This is a genomic window from Atopostipes suicloacalis DSM 15692 (genome assembly GCF_900129085.1).
GTDB classification, from domain to species: Bacteria; Bacillota; Bacilli; order Lactobacillales; family Carnobacteriaceae_A; genus Atopostipes; species Atopostipes suicloacalis.
Genome location: NZ_FQUF01000002.1, coordinates 110,314 through 127,774, shown reverse-complemented (window position 1 = coordinate 127,774; position 17,461 = coordinate 110,314). Strand labels below are relative to the sequence as shown.

The window sequence follows — 17,461 nt, the reverse complement described above, 5'->3', positions numbered from 1 at the left end:
ATGCATATTTTTTAATTATTTATTTAATCGAGAAACATATTCTGTTAAACGCACCAAATTAGAAACAAAACCATATTCACTGTCGTACCATGCGACTGTTTTTACTAATTGACTATCTTCATGCTCTATGACTTCTGTTTGGGTAGCATCAAAAATTGATCCAGCAACACTGCCCAGAATATCTGAAGAAACAATCGGGTCGTCTGTGTACTCAAATGATTCATTTGCTGCCTCAAACATGACTTGATTGACTTGATCGATTGTTACTTTTTGGTTTAAATTCGTATAGAATTCCACTAATGCGCCACCTAAAAGAGGTACCCTCACAGCCGTTCCATCAATAATACCATCTAATTCAGGAATGACGTTACCAACCGCTTGTGCCGCTCCAGTAGTCGTCGGTATAGCATTCATTGCTGCCGCACGTCCTCTTCTAAGATCCTCATTTGGACTGTCGTGCAATTTCTGAGAAGGGGTGTATGCTTTAACTGTTGTCATCAAACCAGTTGCAATCCCAAAGTTTTGATGAAGTGCGTTCGCGAGAGGCGCCAAACAATTTGTAGTACAAGACGCAGCTGATAGAATTACATCCTCTTTTGAGAGGTCTGTTTCGTTTACGCCAAAAACAATGGTTTTAGTTGTTTCATCTTTTGCTGGTGCAGTAATGATGACTTTATCTGCCCCGGCTTCAATATGAGCTTGTGCTTTTTCGGCTGATGTATACATTCCGGTCGATTCAATCACGATATCCACGCCTAATTCAGACCAAGGGAGTTGTTTCGCATCTTTTTCTTGGTACACCTTTATCATCTTATCATCGATAATTAAGCTATCCTTTATTGCTTCAACTTTATAAGGTGCACGGCCATAGGTTGTATCATATTTGTAAAGGTAAGTCAGTGTGTCTATATCAGCCAAATCATTAATAGCTACGACTTTTAAGTCCGATTTGGAATCAATTAACCTTCTTAAAACCGTTCGCCCAACACGACCAAATCCATTAATTGCTATTTTAGTAGTCATTATATTCCTCCATTTAATTTTTTAATTATGTACTATTTTTCTTGATGAATATATGCTGGTTATCCTTAATTAGCAGCCAAAGTTTAACATTAACCCCCCCCTCTAGGTCTACGCGCGTAAACCATAAGCTGACTTGAGTTTACATTAGTAAACGATAGTTGTCAAGAGTATTTTTAAAATAATTTTTTCGTGATCTTACTCTTACAAGTCTTCGAGATTCTTAAAATATCTGATAGAAGTTATATAAATGAACAAGTGAATTATAATAATTCCTTCTGATATTGTTATTGATTTATTACCTATTATTTTAATTTAATAAGGAACATAAAATCCCTATACACATTGAAGTTACCATAGGCTTCTTGTGTACAGGGATCTTTTTACTTCTTAAATTAATCGAATATTTATTCTTCTCCCTCTTCTTCTATATCTTCAATTAATTGTTCCATTTCAGCAATTTCATCTTCTTGGGCTTGTATAATTTCTTCACTTAATTGCTGCACCCGCGGATCTGTGAGGTTGGCATTTTCACTAGTCATGATAGCGGTTGAGTGGTGTGGAATCATGGCTCTCATCCAAGCAGTATCGTCTACGCCCACTTGGTTTTGAATAAGCCCAAACGATCCCACCACGAGTAAAACTGAAAGCCCCATTATGATGGCGTTTATTTTTTTATTATCATACATTTTCCACATAAAACCCATCATAATTATTGCCATGATAGCCCCCATTAGAATAGCCATATAAACACGGGTTTGACTCAGGTAAATATGTGCAAATTCATTTACATTCACAAACATTAGAAAGTACATAATGACTGTAGAAGTTAAAATCATTAATCCGAAACGTATATATTTATTCACAGTTAAACTTCCTTTCTTAGTAATTTTTATTATTAAAAAATTTTAAAATCGACAAGTATTTTAATGTACCAATCGTGATTATTGAACTAATTCCTCTTCAACAAACCATTTATGATAAAGAGCGACCCCCTCCCATCTGTTGGCTGATAATCCACCATATAAACATTCGTAGTTACAGCGTCATCAATTATTGCAGTTGCTCCTTCTATACCTTCCATATGGTTGGCTTCTAATGTCACTTCTTCTCCAGGTTCAAATGCGCCTTTGGTTGACTCAGAAATTTCTTCGTGGATAACCCAGCGATGATTTTCCTCTCGTTCTCCACCATTGGTTGGATTGAAAGAAACTTCATAAGCCGTCGTAGCAAATACGCCAGAAACAGTTGCTTCGGCACCTTCCATTCCAGGCATATGACCGTGCTGAAGAATAACGGATTCTCCTACTTCGTACATCGGATTTTCAGCTACCTCCAAGCCTTCGGGAATTTCTCCAGATTCATCGTGCTTCATATCTCCCATATTATCCATACCTTCTGTTGTTTTGGACTCGCTAACAGTTTGAGTATCATAGCTATTTTCCAATGAAGGTTGATTTTCAAGTGTGTAATTAGCAAATATTAAATCAGCGTTTTCAATATTAAATGCTTCAGTTAAATCGTCTACTGAAAAATTAGTACTTTGAGAAATCGCCCACAGAGTATCTCCCCAAACCACTTCGTAATTTTGAAGTTCTTCTAATGTATCGTATTGAGAAACATCAGCTCGTACTTCTTCTACTGTACGTGCTCTCCAAAATTGGTTTGAGAATTGTTCTTCTTGGCCTAATTCTTCTATTAACCATTTATGATTTTCAACAGTATCGTCTGTTTCTGTATCCGTGTACGTGACCATATAAACAGTGGTGTCTTCTGCCGAATCAATAATTGCTGTCGCCCCTTGCATACCGGGCATATGGTAAGCTTCTAGAACGACTTCGTCACCTGCTTGGTAAGGCTCGTCTTGGGCATTTTCAACTTCCTCGTGTACAACCCATTTGTGATTGGCGACTTCCTCTCCTGTTTTGGTATCGTTATAGGTGATTTCATAGGCAATTGAATCAAAGGCGCCTACAACCTCACCTGTAGCTCCCATCATTCCTGGCATGTGATCGGTTTGAATCGTTACTTCGCTTCCTTCTGGAATTTCCCCAGATTCATCATGTTCCATACCTTCGTGGCCTGTTTGAGATTTATCCGTTGTTTCGCTAGCCACCGTTTTTGAGCCAGTTTGAGCAACATTATCTGCATCATCAAGTGTATTCGCGCCTACCTTATTCACTAGTGGATAAGAACTTAATAATGCTACAGATAAAAGACTACTTATAATTGTTTTTTCATACGATTTCTCTCCTTTTGGTAATACCACCTTTGTCTACAAATATAGTTGAATGAACTTACATGTAGTTTATAATTACCCCTTATTATTGTCAAACACTTTGATTTTTATCAATTACAAATGAAGATTTATCGTTGTTTTTATTATCTCATCAATATTTAAAAAGCGATTCCATAATAAACACGTAGACTGCCTTAGAAACCAAAAGCAAGGTAGTTGTCCGTTTACTTTGCTGTAAACGTTCATTAGTAAATGCACTTTCCACTTGCGCGATTTTTATCCTGCTCATTCACTTCCTTTTTCTGTTTCGGTGTGCTTGTCGCTGAACGATCAATTAATAGTACCAATTATTTGTTTCCAATTGATGTTACTGACTCCATCGTGAATTTAGATCTAAAACGATTTGCGATTTAAAAGATACCCCTGCCCCCTATTAACAAAGGCGGAAGGTTTAAAATTAGCAGCCTTAGCCTTCGACAAAGATGTATCGCTATTGTCTTGTTCTGCACGATAAATATGTATTAATTACTTCCGAACAATTCATGAGTTAGATAATTTTGTTTTTAATCAATAGTGATACCTATCCGCAATCTTTTCGAAACATTTAATTTATGAAACGATTCGGGAAAAATGAGGCTGGGACAAAAGCCACTAAATAAAAACGACGAGAAATTAGATTAACTAATTTTCTCGTCGTTTTTGCTATATATAATTAGGCATACAAAAAGCACCCTGATATAATATTAGTAACGACACTAAACATTAAAGGGGTGCTTTTTATGTACGTACAATATAACATGAATCAAACTTCACTTCCATTAGAATTATCTACTTGTATTGATCCCAACCATATTGTTTTTTCTATCTATAACTTTGTCGATTCATTAGACGATCATTACTTTAAAATTTTTGAGACTCAGGACGGTCGTCCTGCCTATCACCCAAAACCACTCATCATGTCTCTTCTTTATGCCTACAGTAAAGGTATTTTTAGTGGTCGAAAGATTGAAGAAATGATGGAAGAAAATCTACCGATGCAATGGCTTGTTGCCCAACAAGTGATTAGCTATCGCACGATTAATCGATTTCGTTCTTCTGACAACTGTAGTCGTCTTTTAGAGAATATATTTATCGAATTTACAATTCAATTAAAATTGGAAAAATTAATCACTTTAGAGAATGTCTTTATTGATGGGACGAAGATTGAAGCCAATGCCAATAAGTATACTTTTGTCTGGAGAAAAGCAACGGAAAGATTTGCGGAACGTCTGAAAATATCTGCTCGTGAATATTACTTTGAAGAAATTCAACCGATGGTTGATGCAGGTATTCAATACGATGAAGAGTTGGAATTGGAAGAGTCTATGCTTCAAGAGATTACCGAACTAATTGAAGAAGAAGTTGAAAAACTGTCACAAGATATTGAAGAGAATCCTGTAAAAGGACCAGATCCTCGTAAACAAGCTCGTCGTCGCCTCAAGAAACATCATCGGAAAGTGAGCCAGGATTTTCTGCCTCGAAAACGAAAGTATCATCAACAGTTTGAGACGTTCGATGGTCGAAACAGTTACTCAAAAACAGATACTGATGCGACGTTTATGCGAATGAAAGACGACCATATGATGAATGGCCAGTTGAAAGCGGGGTATAATATTCAGATTGGTACAGAAAATCAATTTGTTCTTCATTATGATGTTTTTCCGAATCCGACGGATACACGGACGCTACAACCTTTTATCGAAACCTTTCCTCATCGACCTAAACGCATTGTAGCTGATGCAGGGTACGGTAGTGAAGAAAACTTAACTTACTTAGACGATAATGATATTGACCATCTTATTAAATACAACCGATTTGATAAAGACCAAAAAAAGAAACACAAAACGTCAGATAAAAACTTAGGAAATTGGGTTTATAATGAAGAAGAAAAGACCTTTACGCACCCAGACGGTACGATCTATTACTACAGCCATCAATCCAAACGGAGAAATAAATTGAGTGGCTATACTTCTCAAGTTGCGGTTTATAAACCAACAGATCCAGAGAATGCGCCGCAAAAGGCGCTTTACTATAATGAGAAGTATCAAATTTTGAAAAATACAGAAGCAGAAAAGCTTTTATCTAAAGAAGGTTCAATAATCTTTGCCAAACGAAAGATTGATGTTGAGCCAGTCTTTGGCCAGATAAAGGCTAATTTAGGGTTCACTCGATTTAACCTAAGGGGTAAATCGAAGGTAAAAACAGACATTGGGTTGGTCTTGATGGCCAACAATCTGAAGAAATATGCAAAAAATAATGTAATAAAATAAGAGAACTTACAAATTCTTTGACAGAAAATGTAAGTTCTCTTTTATTTTAGAATCCAGGACCTTTTGTCCCAGCCTCATTTTTATATTTCTATTCAATTCAAAAGCGGTGCAACTCTATTTTGGTAATTAATCTTTTGTTTTACCCCATTCTCATAACATCTTTTTTTATTCTGTAATCGACTATGGTTACTATTTCCCAAGACCTGCATTCTTTAATGTATCAAAATTGATACCTCTATTCCTGCAACAATCCGCCAGCTCACCATTTATTGCAACTGCTGGAACTGTTTCTATTCCATATTCCTCAGCTTTTGTCTCACATTCCTTAGTTTCACATTTCTTGTTTAAGTCATATACTGTTATCTCACAATTTGGGCATGCCTGTTCTTTTACATGTTGAACGGCATGTTCACATAAATAACACCCTGCAGTAAATATTTCTATCCTTTTTTTATTCATGACTATCTCCTCCTGTTAAACTGGTAATGATTGGACATCTGCCATCAGAACTTCTTGATCCTGAGCATTGGACAGTTAAATCTTGCAAAGTTTTTTTAATTTTTTCTAAATCTTTTATCTGCGCTTCAATCTCATCAATTTTTTGGGCAGAGTATTGAAATACTTCTTCAGAATTAACTTGTGTCTTGTCATCGGAAATAGAAATGAGTTGTTTAATTTCATTGAGAGTAAATCCTAATTCCTGCGAACGTTTGATAAACTTAATACGATCTACATCTTCTAAAGAAAAAATTCGGTAGCCAGCTCTTGTTCTAGGTGGTTCTGGAATTAGTTGCCGTTTCTCATAGTACCTTACTGTTTCAATATTGACATTGGACTTTTCAGCGACTTCACTTATTTTTAATCCTGTCATGCTTTCACCTTCTATTCTAATTATCCTCCCTGTACTTAGGTACAAAGTCAAGATTATTTTAACATGTAAAAATAATCTTAGTTACCTACAGCCATTTTAATAAATCTTTTTCTTCCCCAATATCCCATAATCAATATACTGATCAATATACCGATAATACTAATGAACAATGACATATGAGGAAGTTGTGGGGTTAAAATTGCTCGTAATGCCTCATTCACGTAGACTAATGGATTTAAAAGGACAAGTACTTGAATAATGGGTGTCACATGCAAGGTATTCCATGAAAAGAATACAGATCCAAGAAACACTAATGGAATTAAAAATCCAGGAAACATGGCAGCAACTTGACTCGGTTTAATAATCGTTCCAACGAGTAAACCGAGCGTCGCAGAAGAAATTGATGCTAACAATATAACCACAAGTAGCAGCACCCCCCCCTGTAAAGTAAGTGTTAAATCTAAAGAATTTCCCATGAAAATTAAGGAAAGTGGTAAGACAATGAGTCCACCAATCCATGCCTCAATGATTCCTACACACATTTTCGCTAAGGCACCTACACCTACATTCACTGGAGCCATCAACCGATCTTCTATTTCTCTTGAAACATTAAAATCCATCGTTAGTGGAATAGCGGTTCCGTGGATTCCGGTTACTAAAATACTCATTCCAACGATTCCAGGAAACATTTGATTTGGAAATTCATTAGATACAAGTCCAATTCTTGGCAGAATATACCCATACAACAAGATAAGCATAAAGGGCAGCATCGCTACACGAAAAACAAATTCCCACTTATCCCGAAGTTGGACAAGCAAATCCCGCTTCACCATTGCCTTGAATGCTCCCCAAGAATTTTTTGTCTGTGTATTATGCTGTTCTGTCATCTTTTATACCTCCTTTACTTGTTAAATGGATAAAGACATCATCTAATGTACTTTTACTTAAACTAATTGTTTCCAATGAGGTGTCTAATGTTCTGATCCATTCCATGATTTGATTGAAGTCAGGGTGTGCACTTTTTACATATAGTAGCAATTCTTCTTCTTTTACAACGACATTTTCGACTTCTGGTAATCGTTCTGCTTGTTGAGCAAATTCAGGAGAAAAATCAGAAAACGTTATGGATATAATATTATTTGCTGGAATTAATTCTTTCAACTCTTCCGTTGTTCCAATGGCTTGTATTTTTCCTTTATCTACAATAGCAATTCGATCGCATAATTGTTCTGGCTCTTCCATATAATGGGTTGTCAGAAAGATAGTAGTACCTGCTTTATTTAATGTTAGTATTTGCTCCCACAAAATAGCTCGATAAGCTGGATCCAATCCTGTGGTAGGTTCGTCTAGAAACAAGATTTCCGGTTGGTGCACCATTGCGCGTGCAATTTTTAGCCGCTGGGCCATTCCACCAGAATAACTTCGAACAAAATCATGCTGTCGGTCTTTCAGCCCAAACTTTTCTAGATACTCATCTGCGCGTTGGTTAGCGGTAGAGTCGTCTAATCCAAAATATTTAGCATGGTAGGTAAGATTTTCTCGAGCGGTTAGACCTTTATCAAGATTATTATGCTGAGCGACGACACCAATCTTTTGTCTTGCCCACGCCGGGTTTTCTAAAATTGGTCTATTGTTAATCAAAATCTCTCCAGAAGTTGGCTGCTTTTGGGTTGTCAACATACTAATCATCGTACTCTTTCCCGCTCCATTAGGACCTAAAAAACCAAAAATTTCTCCTTGTTTCACTTCTAAGTCGATTCCTTTCACAGCTTCAATTTTTCGGTTTTTAGAAATTAAAAAATCTTTTGTTACATTAATTGTCTGAAGAATGTTCTTTGTCACTTTACTTCCACCTCTCTTTTTTCTTCCCCTTTATAATACAGTCTGGAGTTAGGTACAGAGTCAAGGGTTAATACTTTTTCATATCTTCTTAATCAGATCCTAAAATATAACTTCTTACTCAGAGATAAATTCTAATTTTTTATAATTAGTGTAAGTTATGAAGGTAGGACGACCTAAATAGAATATAGAAAACACGCTTTACTCATGTTATTCTAGTAAGGTGAGAATTTATAATAGAGTAGCAGAAGATGAGAATGTCATTGGACTTATAGCTCTCATGGATGTTCCAAGTGAACATGCAAAAGAAACTATTGAATACTTTAAAGAACACGGCATACATACCACTTTAATTACTGGTGGCTCAGTAATGACAGGAAAAGCAGTTGCAGAACAATTAGGAATAGATGAAGTAATCGCGAATGTCATGCCAGAAGATAAATCTCGAATTATAGACGAGCAAAAAGAGAAATACGGCGTAACAGCAATGGTGGGTGTTGGTGTAAATGATGCCCCAGCCCTTGTGAATGCAAATGTAGGGATTGCCATGGGGGACGGAACAGATGTGGCAGTAGAAGTGTCTGATTTGGTTTTAATGCAGAGTAATTTATCCAAATTGGTACAATCTCATAATATTGCAACCAAAATGAATCGTGTCATTTGGCAAAACGTTCTTTTTTCAATGGCAGTCGTAGCCTTTTTAGTTGTAGTGAGTTTATTAGGTCTAACAGATATAGCAATCAGTGTCATTATTCATGAAGGAAGTACGTTGGTCGTTATTCTGAATGGACTTCGTTTATTAAAATCTAATTAATTCTATCAAAACCCATAAAGATAGGGTATAGTAATAACTGTCTGAAGTTAATATGCCTTTAACGTTCTAAAACGTTAGAGGCATATTTTTTATAAATTAATTCGTCTCAAAAACAATGAGTTTGTGAGCATAAAAGAAAATAGCTTCATATCAGCATTTGTAAATTGTAATTTTATTTTGCATTAAATTTAAGAGGTGCTTTGCACTAATAAAATAAAAAAGACTATTTCTGGGGAAAATAGTCTTTTTTCTATGTTTGTTATTGAAAGCTTACTTATAAGAAATAGTAGTTTTTAATTGCTCGGAAACTCCCAAGTAACAAATATTTACTTTTTCTTAGTAAATTTTAAATGCGTGATTATTGAAATAGTCAATATTCTCGTATGAAAATTCATTTAAAAATTGGTTAATCCATTATTTATTGAAAAATGTATCTTTTAATCGCAGATTATCTAAAAAGGACGGCAGATCCTCAAATGGAACTGCCTCCCTTTTCTGTATATTATCCTGCACAACAAGATAATTTTGAAACATCGTTATTATAGCCAAGTGCTGCAAGTTTCAGTCCTTCTGCCATCGTTAAATAGGGCGCCATTGTGTCTGTTAAATCCTCGACTGTTAAGCCAAATTTAACAGCTAAAGTTCCTGCATAAATGACTTCGCCTGCATTTTCAGCAACAATATGAACGCCTATTATTTGTTGATTTTGAGCGTTGATAACAAGCTTGATTAACCCAGTTGCATCATGATTAACTAGGGCCCTTGGTACATTATCTAAATCTAAGATTGACGTTTTAACATCTATTCCCTTATCATTTGCTTGTTCTTCTGTTAAGCCAACAGTACCTACTCCAGGATTTGTAAAAATAACACCAGGAACAACAGACAAATCAATTTTCCTATTTAAGCCCCCGACTGCATTGTCCGCTACAATCTTACCTTCATGCGCGGCTACATAGACAAATTGAGGACCTAATGTAACATCTCCTGCTGAGTAAATGTGTTGATTGCTTGTCTGACCAAAATCATTCATCATGATTTCATTATTTATCCCTATTTTTACACCAGCAACATCTAAATTTAAGGCTTCAGTATTCGGTTTTCTACCTGTCGCAATTAATAATTGATCCGATTCAAAAGTTTTTTGCTTACCATTTTTTGTGACTGTCAACTTTTTTATGTCTCCATCTTGCTCAACCCATTCATAATTAATCCCAGTAATAACCTGGATGCCTTGTTCATGAAGTGCTTTTTCGACTGTTTCTGAAACTTCTAAATCATAATCTTTTAATAGTCGTTCGCTTCTTTGTATGAGTGTGACTTTAGAACCTAAGTTGTGGAACAATTGACCGAGTTCTAGTCCAATATAACCCGAACCAATAACGGTTAATCTTTCTGGTACTTCATCTAGCTCTAATAAAGTTGTACTCGTTAAATAATCTATCTTTTCAATGCCGGGAATTTCAGGAATAAAAGAAGTTGCGCCCGTGGCGATCAGGAAGCGTTTTGCTTTTAATTCTTCTCCATTGACCTCAACGACATCACTCCCCACAAATTTTGCTTCGCCTTCGATTAAATCAAAACCGTATTCGTCGATTAAATCGATATATTTTTCTTGGCGCATTCCACTTACCAATTCATCTTTTTGTTTCACCAATGATTTTAAATCGACTTCTCCAGCCATTGTATTTAACCCATGGAATGGATTCTTTTTAGCTAAATGATTGATCGTTCCTGCCCTAAGAAGCGTTTTAGACGGAACACAGCCAACATTTACACAAGTTCCGCCAATTGTGTGTCGTTCGACCATACCCACTTTTGCACCATATTTTGTTGCTTGAATAGCTGCTGAAAAAGCAGCACTTCCAGAGCCTATAATCAGAAAGTCATAATCGTATTCCTTTTCATTTTTAAGTATTAAATTAGACTGAGAAGCTATTTTTTCGATCTTTTCTATCTGATAATTGGATTGTTCAATCGCTTTTTCGATGCTATTAATTTCGACAGATTCACTTAAATTGAATTCTGTTTCCCCTTGCCGGTAGTTTGTTTTTATATCTTTTGCACCTATGTTTTCAAGCGCCATTGTTACATGGTTTTCACAGCTGGCACAAGTCATACCTTGAATGCTTACTTTATACTTCTTCATACAAAAGCTCCTTCATTCATCATAAATTAGTGTTTCAATGATCGGACAAGCATACATTTCTTTCTCGTTAGGACAACGTTCCTTTAAATCGCCTAACATGCTTTCAATTTGTTTTAAATCAGCAATTTGTTTTTGCACTTCTATTTGCTTTTGAGAAACAAAATCAAACATATTTTGACAACGAACACTGTCTTGATCAACAACGCCTAGCAATTTATAAATTTCGTTTAAAGAAAAACCAAGATTTTGCATTTGCTTAATAAATTTCACTCGTTTAATATCCGCATCAGAATACAAGCGATATCCTGAATCTGTACGTATTGGTTCTTCCAATAATTTTTTACCTTCATAATATCGTATTGTTTCTTTATTAACGCCACTCTTTTCAGCAAATTCACTAATCAGATACTTCATTCTTTTCACCTCTATTTATTATACACCATGTACCATAGTACATGGTCAAGAGATATTTATGATTTTAAAATACTCTACCCTAGTAGTTTTCTCTTAAAATCCCTTAAATATATTTAAAGATTTTAATACCGTAAAGAAATCGAATGGCGAAACAATCAAATAAGCATTTGACTATTAAGGCACAACATATGTATAATATTAACGATACAATCAAATGAACGTTTGAATGAGAGGTGAATCAAGTGACTGAAGTTTGCCAAACAACCATTATACATCCTGAAAAAGTGGATGTGGTGAAAAATAAACTAGAAAATAAAGACCTGTCGGATTTGCTTGTGCTAGGAAAATGCTTTAGCGATCCTTCAAGGATTAAGATTTTCTATGCTTTAGAAACCTTCAAAGAAATGTGTGTCTGCGATTTAGCGGAGATTTTAGACGCTAGTATTGCTACAACGTCACACCATTTGCGCTATTTAAAAAAGCGTGGCGTGGCGAAATCACGTAAAGACGGAAAAGAAGCCTACTACTCGTTAGCGAATGAAGAAATCCTTTCGACTATTCGACTGGTATTGGACATGCCAAACAGCTTATCTTTGACGTCTTAGTTTGGAGGAAATCATTTTGTTACAAACTATTTTTTCAGCGATCGCTGTGTATATTTCGACCAGCATCGATTATTTATTTATCTTACTGATTATTTTCTCGCAAGCCTATACACAAAAAGGACTTCGTCAGATTTATTTCGGTCAATATCTTGGAACCGGCATTTTAGTAGCCGTTAGTTTATTTGCTGCTTATGTGCTGAATTTTATCCCCCAAGATTGGATTATCGGACTTCTGGGACTTATTCCCATTTATTTAGGTGTCCGAGTTGCTATGGGAGGCGAAGAAGAAGCAGAAGAAGAGGAAGTCGTGGAGAAGTTAGAGTCCTGCAAGGTCCATATTACGTTCTCTACCACTGTCTGTGAGTGAGTAGAGACTGACATAACACCTTTTACAAGTTCAAACTTTCTGTGAATTGATATTATTGTCCAAACTTGGGACAACTTATGGGGCAACTTTAAAAAAACATTAAGTCGCACGGTGAGTTTTGTAAACGATATAAAACGATTTGTGAAGAACACAAATTACATAAAAACAAAAGCACAAGGGGCTGGGAATTAAGTCGCCCTAAATAGTAAAATGCGATGAACCAATCAGAATTCTGATTGTTTTATCGCATTTTATATTTTTGATTGAAGAACTCCGAGAAGCTTCTGCTTGTCTTCTTGCTTCTATTGCTAATTTTGTTTGCCAGCATGTAATAACGTGTCCCCTTATACGACCTCGATCACTACTGACACCAGCACCCGGTTTTTGATCTCTTTATAAAGACTTTTGTCCTTAGTATCAATGAACGTGATAAATCACTCAAAGTGCTGGAATCTAAGGATTTCTAGGTATCGTCCCGACGTATCGAAACCACGCACTCTATGTGTGTTGTAGCTTAGCTATCGATGCAAAATAATATGTGAAGTGGGAAGTTTAAAGGTTTCATCTATTTTTTCTTGAGTCTCCCCAGAAGAAGAGTGCCACAGTTCCTGGACCGGTATGTGAACCTATTGTAGTTCCAACATTATTTATTTCAACCTTGTTCTTCAAGTTGGGAAATGATTCCTCGATTAATCTCGCGACTTCTTGAGCTTCAGTATTAAAAGCAGAATGAGATATATAACATTTATCAGAATATTCAAGATCTTTAATAGCATGATTTTTCATTTTATCTACAATTAAACTAATTACACGTCTCTTACCTCTTACTTTTTGTTGAGGAGTTAATTTTCCATTTTCATCCATATTTAACAATGGACAGATTTTAAATGTTGTTCCAACAAATCCAGATGTCTTTGAGATTCTTCCTCCTTTAACATAAAAAGATAAATCAGTCGAAAAAAACCAATGATGTAGATTCAGTTTGTTATTTTCTACCCAGTCATACAACTGTTCAAGTGTGTATCCGTCGTCCCTTAGATCTGCCAGTTTATCCATCAATAAACCATAACCAGACGATGCCGCAAGAGAGTCAACGATGTATATTTTTCGATCCGGATATTCCGCTTCCAATAGTTGCTTTGCTGCACACGCTGAATTATATACTCCAGATAATCCTGAAGACAGTGATACGTGTAAAATATCCTTCCCTTCTTTCAGAAACGAAGAAAAGTAATCTACAAACTCTCCTACATTTACTTGTGATGTTTTCGTCTCAGCCCCATTACTCATTGCTTTATAAAAATCGTCATATGAAATCGACTTACCAAGATCATCTTTATATTCTTTTCCATCTACCATAAAATGAAAACAAACATAATTTATACCACGACTGTTGAAGTGCTTTTCTGTTAAGTCTGCAGTCGAACAACAACTTAAAATAAATTCTGACATCATCTTACCTCTTTTCTCTTCTCACATACGCCTTTAATGAAATAATTGAATCCATTTGCAGAAAGTTCAGAAAGCTTAACTGAAATCTCATCAATAGACACGTTCTGATTGTTTCTAAACCAAGTTTGATATACAGCTATAATCCCAGCTATTGTATAGTCAATGATCATATCTTTATCAATCTCGTCCAAATCAGCAAACATGGTTTTATTCCTCTTGATTATTTCCTTAAGTTTTTTTGCTATTTTCGCAAGAAAATTATGATTATTACCTACCATAACATAAAATGTTGATAAAATTCTAGATTTTCTCTCACTAAATCCGTTAATCCGTTAAAGTTTCAAAAATCAATTGCGGGTTAAATGCACTTTCACTAAATTCCATTTTATTAATTGGTTTTTCGAACATTTCAATTAGATCATTCTCCAATTCATCAATTAATTTTTCATAACTATCATAGTAGGTGTAAAAAGTTTTTCGTGTAATATCTGCCTCTTGTGCAATCTCAGTAACAGAAATATTTTCTATCTCATTGTTGTCTAGAAGATTTATTAAAGCTTTTCTTATTGCTCCTTTGTTTTTGATATACGACGATCTATGGTCATAAAATTCGTCACTCTCCTTAGATAAATTGCATTTAATATATTTGAATTTACCCAAAATTTTCTAATTTAAAGAATAACTATAAAAGCCCGAGAAATACACATGTGGAAAACATGGATTCCTCGGGCTTTTTAGCTGTCCACAGCATAAATCTGTGGACTATTTGCATCCTGTTCCATGTTATAATTGAGTCACGACAAAACAAAAAAACAAAAACAGGAACTGAGGTTATTCTACCATGAAATCTACAGAAATTTATCAAATGAAGCGAAATTTACTTACTTTTTTAGAAAAATTGACCAAAGGTCTTTCGAAACCGCGAAAGAAATTTTACAGTGATATTTTATATGGAATGTCTAAGGCGCAAAACACACTATTATCAGATATTGCACGAGCCTTAGAAGAAAAGATTGATTTACAGTACACCATTAAGCGCTTATCTCGTAATGCCGCTGAGGAAAACGATTTGAAACAGATCCATCGAAACTACTTAAATACTTTAAAAACATCTATTTCGGATAACCCTTTGGTTATTGTTGATGAATCAGAAATCGTTAAACCATATGCTGAAAAAATGGAAGACTTAGCGCTAGTGCGTGATGCCTCAAAAAATGTGCTAGAAAAAGGTTATCCTACCCTTAATTTTTCAATGGCTACTCCGAAAACCAAACATCCCTTACCGCTTTATAATCATTTGTACTCTTCCAAAGAAGAAGATTTTCAAAGTCAGAATATAGAAATAGCCAAAGGCTTTAATACCGTCCACACTTTTTTAGGAAAGAAAAAGGCAACTTTCGTGATGGATCGCGGTTATGACCGAAACATGATCTATGAGTATGTTGAAGAGCTCGGGCATCACTTTATTACTCGTCTGAATGATAATCGTTATTTACTCCATAAAAACCGTCGAATAAAAGTGCCGGATTTAGCGAATCGCCGAAAAGGAAAAATCAACTTTAAGACAGAGATTCAAGGCGAAAAATATCACTTAAAGGTTAGCCATATTAAAGTAGAACTACCCGTTCTACAAGATACGCCTCTCTATATGGTTGTCGTGTATGGTTATGGGGCAAAACCCATGAAATTATTAACGAACCATTCGATTAAAGGAAAGGACGATGTCCTTCGAATCCTAAAAAGTTATATTACTCGCTGGCGAATTGAAGAGCTGTTTCGTGTGCAAAAAGAAGAATTCCAATTAGAAAAAACGCGAACGATGACCTTAAGTTCTCTACGAATTTTATATACCATTTTGAATTGTATCATTGGGCATTATTCATTAGCGATTGAAAAGAACAACTATCATACCCAAATCGTTTTAGCTCGAGCACGACCATCCAATAAATTAAAGAAAATAAAATTTTATCTGTATCGGTTTATCCGAGGAGTTTCAAAGATCCTCACATTTGATACCGTAGGTATTCGGTATTTTCACAGAATAGAACAACGCTCGAATCAATTATCATTATTATGAATGAAGTAATTGAATAATTTTTAAAACGCGCTTATGGGGCGTTCTATTTGTGTGCTTATTTTTTAAAAAATACATAAAAACAAGTATTAAACGAGCTTGTTTGTCTATATTTGGCACTTCCAAAATTTTATTTACGTAAAAAGGGTAAATTCAAATATTATTGCCCTTGTATGTGTAAGCTAATCATGAAGAGAACTCCTTTCTTATGGTTGGTTTAGACACCTTTACCATATCAGAATGGGATTCTTTTTTCATCACTTAACAGGTGAAAATGAAAAAGTAAATTTAAGCTGCCGTTAGGCAGTTGGCACATGTTTCAACGAAAAGTATGAATTGTTCAGGTTATTTTTTATTCCTTATTTCTATAATTTTTACAACGTCGCTCCATACATTCTTATAGGTAGTATCCTCTTTATTGAAGCCTGCTTCTTGTAAATTTTTCAAGGTTTGTCTATTGATATTTGCGCCCCAAATATGCAGGGGGATAAAATTGATACGATCCATAATTTTTCCAACAACTGGCTTGTTGCTTCGCATATGTTCCAACATAATAACCTTGCCGCCATTCTTGCAGACTCTTCGTATTTCTTTTAATCCTTTAACAGGATCAGGAACAGAGCAAAACACGCAGGAGGTGACCACTGTATCGAATGTATTATCTTCGAAAGTCATGTTTTCTGCATCCATTTCCATTAACGTGACATGATCCTTATCTTTACTCTTATTTTTTGCCTTTTCTAACATCTTTTCGCTGAAGTCTATTCCGGTGACTTCTTTATCTGTCGAATAAAACTCTAAATTTTTACCTGTGCCCACACCGACTTCCAATATTTTTTTCCCTTCTATTTTTTCGAATAATTCTTTTCTCCAATCATCCATCAGCATAGATTCCATCGGTTTTTCCATGAGGTCATATATTTTTGATACGCGATTGTATCTATTTTTTATTTTGTTGTTATCCCCAGCCAATCTTTCACCTCCTCAAAGCGGTTGCATGGACATATTTTACAACTAACTTTTATATCATTTAAAATATTTAGAAGTAACTATTTTTTATCTAGTTTACAGGTCCAAATTCTTTTTACGCCGACTATATTCTTGATCATTGATTTCTCCCCTGGCATATCTTTCATTTAAAATTTCCAGCGAAGAACTCTCTATCGGTCGTTTTTTCTGTCTATTATTTTTGGCTATCATGATCATGGACAAACCAATCAAAAACACAAGCACCACTGGTATCGGCCATAAAAATCCACTGCCTATTATTCCAGAACAAACTCCATCGTACATTTTACCATCTCCATT

At 35.3% G+C, this 17,461-nt stretch carries 17 protein-coding genes and 2 pseudogenes; 5 read left to right on the top strand and 14 right to left on the bottom strand.

Features of this window, described 5'->3' with window-relative positions:
- Positions 1-15 precede the first annotated feature (15 nt).
- From gap to BUB96_RS10220, 3 genes are all read right to left on the bottom strand, one after another.
- The gene (gap, locus tag BUB96_RS00605) at positions 16-1,023 is read right to left on the bottom strand and encodes a type I glyceraldehyde-3-phosphate dehydrogenase (RefSeq protein ID WP_073294605.1); all 1,008 of its coding nucleotides are present in this window, start codon (positions 1,021-1,023) and stop codon (positions 16-18) included.
- A 404-nt stretch (positions 1,024-1,427) separates the two neighbouring features.
- Positions 1,428-1,886, bottom strand: coding sequence for a DUF305 domain-containing protein (locus BUB96_RS00600; RefSeq protein WP_073294602.1), 459 nt, complete (start codon positions 1,884-1,886; stop codon positions 1,428-1,430).
- A gap of 86 nt (positions 1,887-1,972) precedes the next feature.
- Complete coding sequence (locus BUB96_RS10220) at positions 1,973-3,289, bottom strand: DUF1541 domain-containing protein (protein WP_073294599.1); 1,317 nt, start codon at positions 3,287-3,289, stop codon at positions 1,973-1,975.
- Between the two features lie 749 nt (positions 3,290-4,038).
- Between BUB96_RS10220 and BUB96_RS00590 the strand changes: the two genes are divergently transcribed.
- Complete coding sequence (locus tag BUB96_RS00590) at positions 4,039-5,568, top strand: IS1182 family transposase (RefSeq protein ID WP_073294597.1); 1,530 nt, start codon at positions 4,039-4,041, stop codon at positions 5,566-5,568.
- Between the two features lie 189 nt (positions 5,569-5,757).
- On the opposite strand, the gene BUB96_RS00585 is transcribed toward BUB96_RS00590, so the two are convergent.
- The 4 genes from BUB96_RS00585 to BUB96_RS00570 form a co-directional block, all read right to left on the bottom strand.
- Positions 5,758-6,027, bottom strand: coding sequence for a thioredoxin family protein (locus BUB96_RS00585; RefSeq protein WP_073294594.1), 270 nt, complete (start codon positions 6,025-6,027; stop codon positions 5,758-5,760).
- A complete protein-coding gene (locus tag BUB96_RS00580) occupies positions 6,020-6,439 on the bottom strand; it encodes a MerR family transcriptional regulator (RefSeq protein ID WP_073294591.1) in 420 nt (139 codons plus the stop codon). Before BUB96_RS00580 ends, BUB96_RS00585 begins: the two co-directional genes overlap by 8 nt.
- A gap of 77 nt (positions 6,440-6,516) precedes the next feature.
- Complete coding sequence (locus tag BUB96_RS00575; protein WP_073294588.1) at positions 6,517-7,326, bottom strand: ABC transporter permease; 810 nt, start codon at positions 7,324-7,326, stop codon at positions 6,517-6,519.
- Positions 7,310-8,281 (bottom strand): ABC transporter ATP-binding protein, encoded by a 972-nt coding sequence (locus BUB96_RS00570; RefSeq protein WP_073294585.1) that lies wholly within the window; start codon positions 8,279-8,281, stop codon positions 7,310-7,312. The genes BUB96_RS00575 and BUB96_RS00570 overlap by 17 nt, the downstream gene beginning before the upstream one ends.
- Before the next feature lie 238 nt (positions 8,282-8,519).
- Here BUB96_RS00570 and BUB96_RS00565 point away from each other — a divergent pair.
- Positions 8,520-9,092, top strand: a pseudogene (locus BUB96_RS00565) (HAD-IC family P-type ATPase); the annotation flags it as partial.
- A 502-nt stretch (positions 9,093-9,594) separates the two neighbouring features.
- Here BUB96_RS00565 and merA read toward each other — a convergent pair.
- Both merA and merR read right to left on the bottom strand, forming a co-directional pair.
- Entirely contained in the window at positions 9,595-11,241 is a 1,647-nt protein-coding gene (merA, locus tag BUB96_RS00560; RefSeq protein ID WP_027109179.1) for a mercury(II) reductase, read from the bottom strand.
- Positions 11,242-11,253: 12 nt separating this feature from the next.
- Entirely contained in the window at positions 11,254-11,655 is a 402-nt protein-coding gene (gene merR, locus BUB96_RS00555) for an Hg(II)-responsive transcriptional regulator (RefSeq protein WP_027109178.1), read from the bottom strand.
- Between the two features lie 242 nt (positions 11,656-11,897).
- Here merR and BUB96_RS00550 point away from each other — a divergent pair, with 242 nt between their 5' ends.
- Together BUB96_RS00550 and BUB96_RS00545 are read left to right on the top strand one after the other, a co-directional pair.
- Positions 11,898-12,260 (top strand): ArsR/SmtB family transcription factor, encoded by a 363-nt coding sequence (locus BUB96_RS00550; RefSeq protein WP_073294579.1) that lies wholly within the window; start codon positions 11,898-11,900, stop codon positions 12,258-12,260.
- Positions 12,261-12,276: 16 nt separating this feature from the next.
- A pseudogene (locus BUB96_RS00545) lies at positions 12,277-12,585 on the top strand (cadmium resistance transporter); the annotation flags it as partial.
- Positions 12,586-13,188: 603 nt separating this feature from the next.
- Here the strand turns inward: BUB96_RS00545 and BUB96_RS00540 are convergent.
- From BUB96_RS00540 to BUB96_RS00530, 3 genes are read right to left on the bottom strand one after another with little or no spacing between them, the layout of a single operon-like run.
- A complete protein-coding gene (locus BUB96_RS00540) occupies positions 13,189-14,079 on the bottom strand; it encodes a DegV family protein (RefSeq protein WP_073294576.1) in 891 nt (296 codons plus the stop codon).
- Positions 14,079-14,357 (bottom strand): TetR-like C-terminal domain-containing protein, encoded by a 279-nt coding sequence (locus tag BUB96_RS00535; protein ID WP_159431711.1) that lies wholly within the window; start codon positions 14,355-14,357, stop codon positions 14,079-14,081. Before BUB96_RS00535 ends, BUB96_RS00540 begins: the two co-directional genes overlap by 1 nt.
- A 46-nt stretch (positions 14,358-14,403) precedes the next feature.
- Entirely contained in the window at positions 14,404-14,739 is a 336-nt protein-coding gene (locus tag BUB96_RS00530) for a TetR/AcrR family transcriptional regulator (protein WP_073294570.1), read from the bottom strand.
- 181 nt (positions 14,740-14,920) lie between these two features.
- Here BUB96_RS00530 and BUB96_RS00525 point away from each other — a divergent pair, with 181 nt between their 5' ends.
- Entirely contained in the window at positions 14,921-16,156 is a 1,236-nt protein-coding gene (locus tag BUB96_RS00525; RefSeq protein WP_073294567.1) for a transposase, read from the top strand.
- 342 nt (positions 16,157-16,498) lie between these two features.
- On the opposite strand, the gene BUB96_RS00520 is transcribed toward BUB96_RS00525, so the two are convergent.
- Positions 16,499-17,125, bottom strand: a complete 627-nt coding sequence (locus BUB96_RS00520) for a class I SAM-dependent methyltransferase (RefSeq protein WP_068710712.1) — start codon at positions 17,123-17,125, stop codon at positions 16,499-16,501.
- Positions 17,126-17,218: 93 nt separating this feature from the next.
- Positions 17,219-17,446 carry an SHOCT domain-containing protein gene (locus BUB96_RS00515; protein WP_073294564.1) on the bottom strand — a complete coding sequence of 76 codons (228 nt, stop codon included), beginning with the start codon at positions 17,444-17,446 and terminating at the stop codon, positions 17,219-17,221.
- Between the last annotated feature and the right edge of the window lie 15 nt (positions 17,447-17,461).

Bases quoted from the DNA above. Each gene is read 5' to 3' on its own strand.
- gap (WP_073294605.1), bottom strand. From the start codon at position 1,023: ATGACTACTAAAATAGCAATTAATGGATTTGGTCGTGTTGGGCGAACG.
- BUB96_RS00590 (WP_073294597.1), top strand. From the start codon at position 4,039: ATGTACGTACAATATAACATGAATCAAACTTCACTTCCATTAGAATTA.
- BUB96_RS00585 (WP_073294594.1), bottom strand. From the start codon at position 6,027: ATGAATAAAAAAAGGATAGAAATATTTACTGCAGGGTGTTATTTATGT.
- BUB96_RS00580 (WP_073294591.1), bottom strand. From the start codon at position 6,439: ATGACAGGATTAAAAATAAGTGAAGTCGCTGAAAAGTCCAATGTCAAT.
- BUB96_RS00575 (WP_073294588.1), bottom strand. From the start codon at position 7,326: ATGACAGAACAGCATAATACACAGACAAAAAATTCTTGGGGAGCATTC.
- merA (WP_027109179.1), bottom strand. From the start codon at position 11,241: ATGAAGAAGTATAAAGTAAGCATTCAAGGTATGACTTGTGCCAGCTGT.
- merR (WP_027109178.1), bottom strand. From the start codon at position 11,655: ATGAAGTATCTGATTAGTGAATTTGCTGAAAAGAGTGGCGTTAATAAA.
- BUB96_RS00540 (WP_073294576.1), bottom strand. From the start codon at position 14,079: ATGTCAGAATTTATTTTAAGTTGTTGTTCGACTGCAGACTTAACAGAA.
- BUB96_RS00535 (WP_159431711.1), bottom strand. From the start codon at position 14,357: ATGGTAGGTAATAATCATAATTTTCTTGCGAAAATAGCAAAAAAACTT.
- BUB96_RS00525 (WP_073294567.1), top strand. From the start codon at position 14,921: ATGAAATCTACAGAAATTTATCAAATGAAGCGAAATTTACTTACTTTT.
- BUB96_RS00515 (WP_073294564.1), bottom strand. From the start codon at position 17,446: ATGTACGATGGAGTTTGTTCTGGAATAATAGGCAGTGGATTTTTATGG.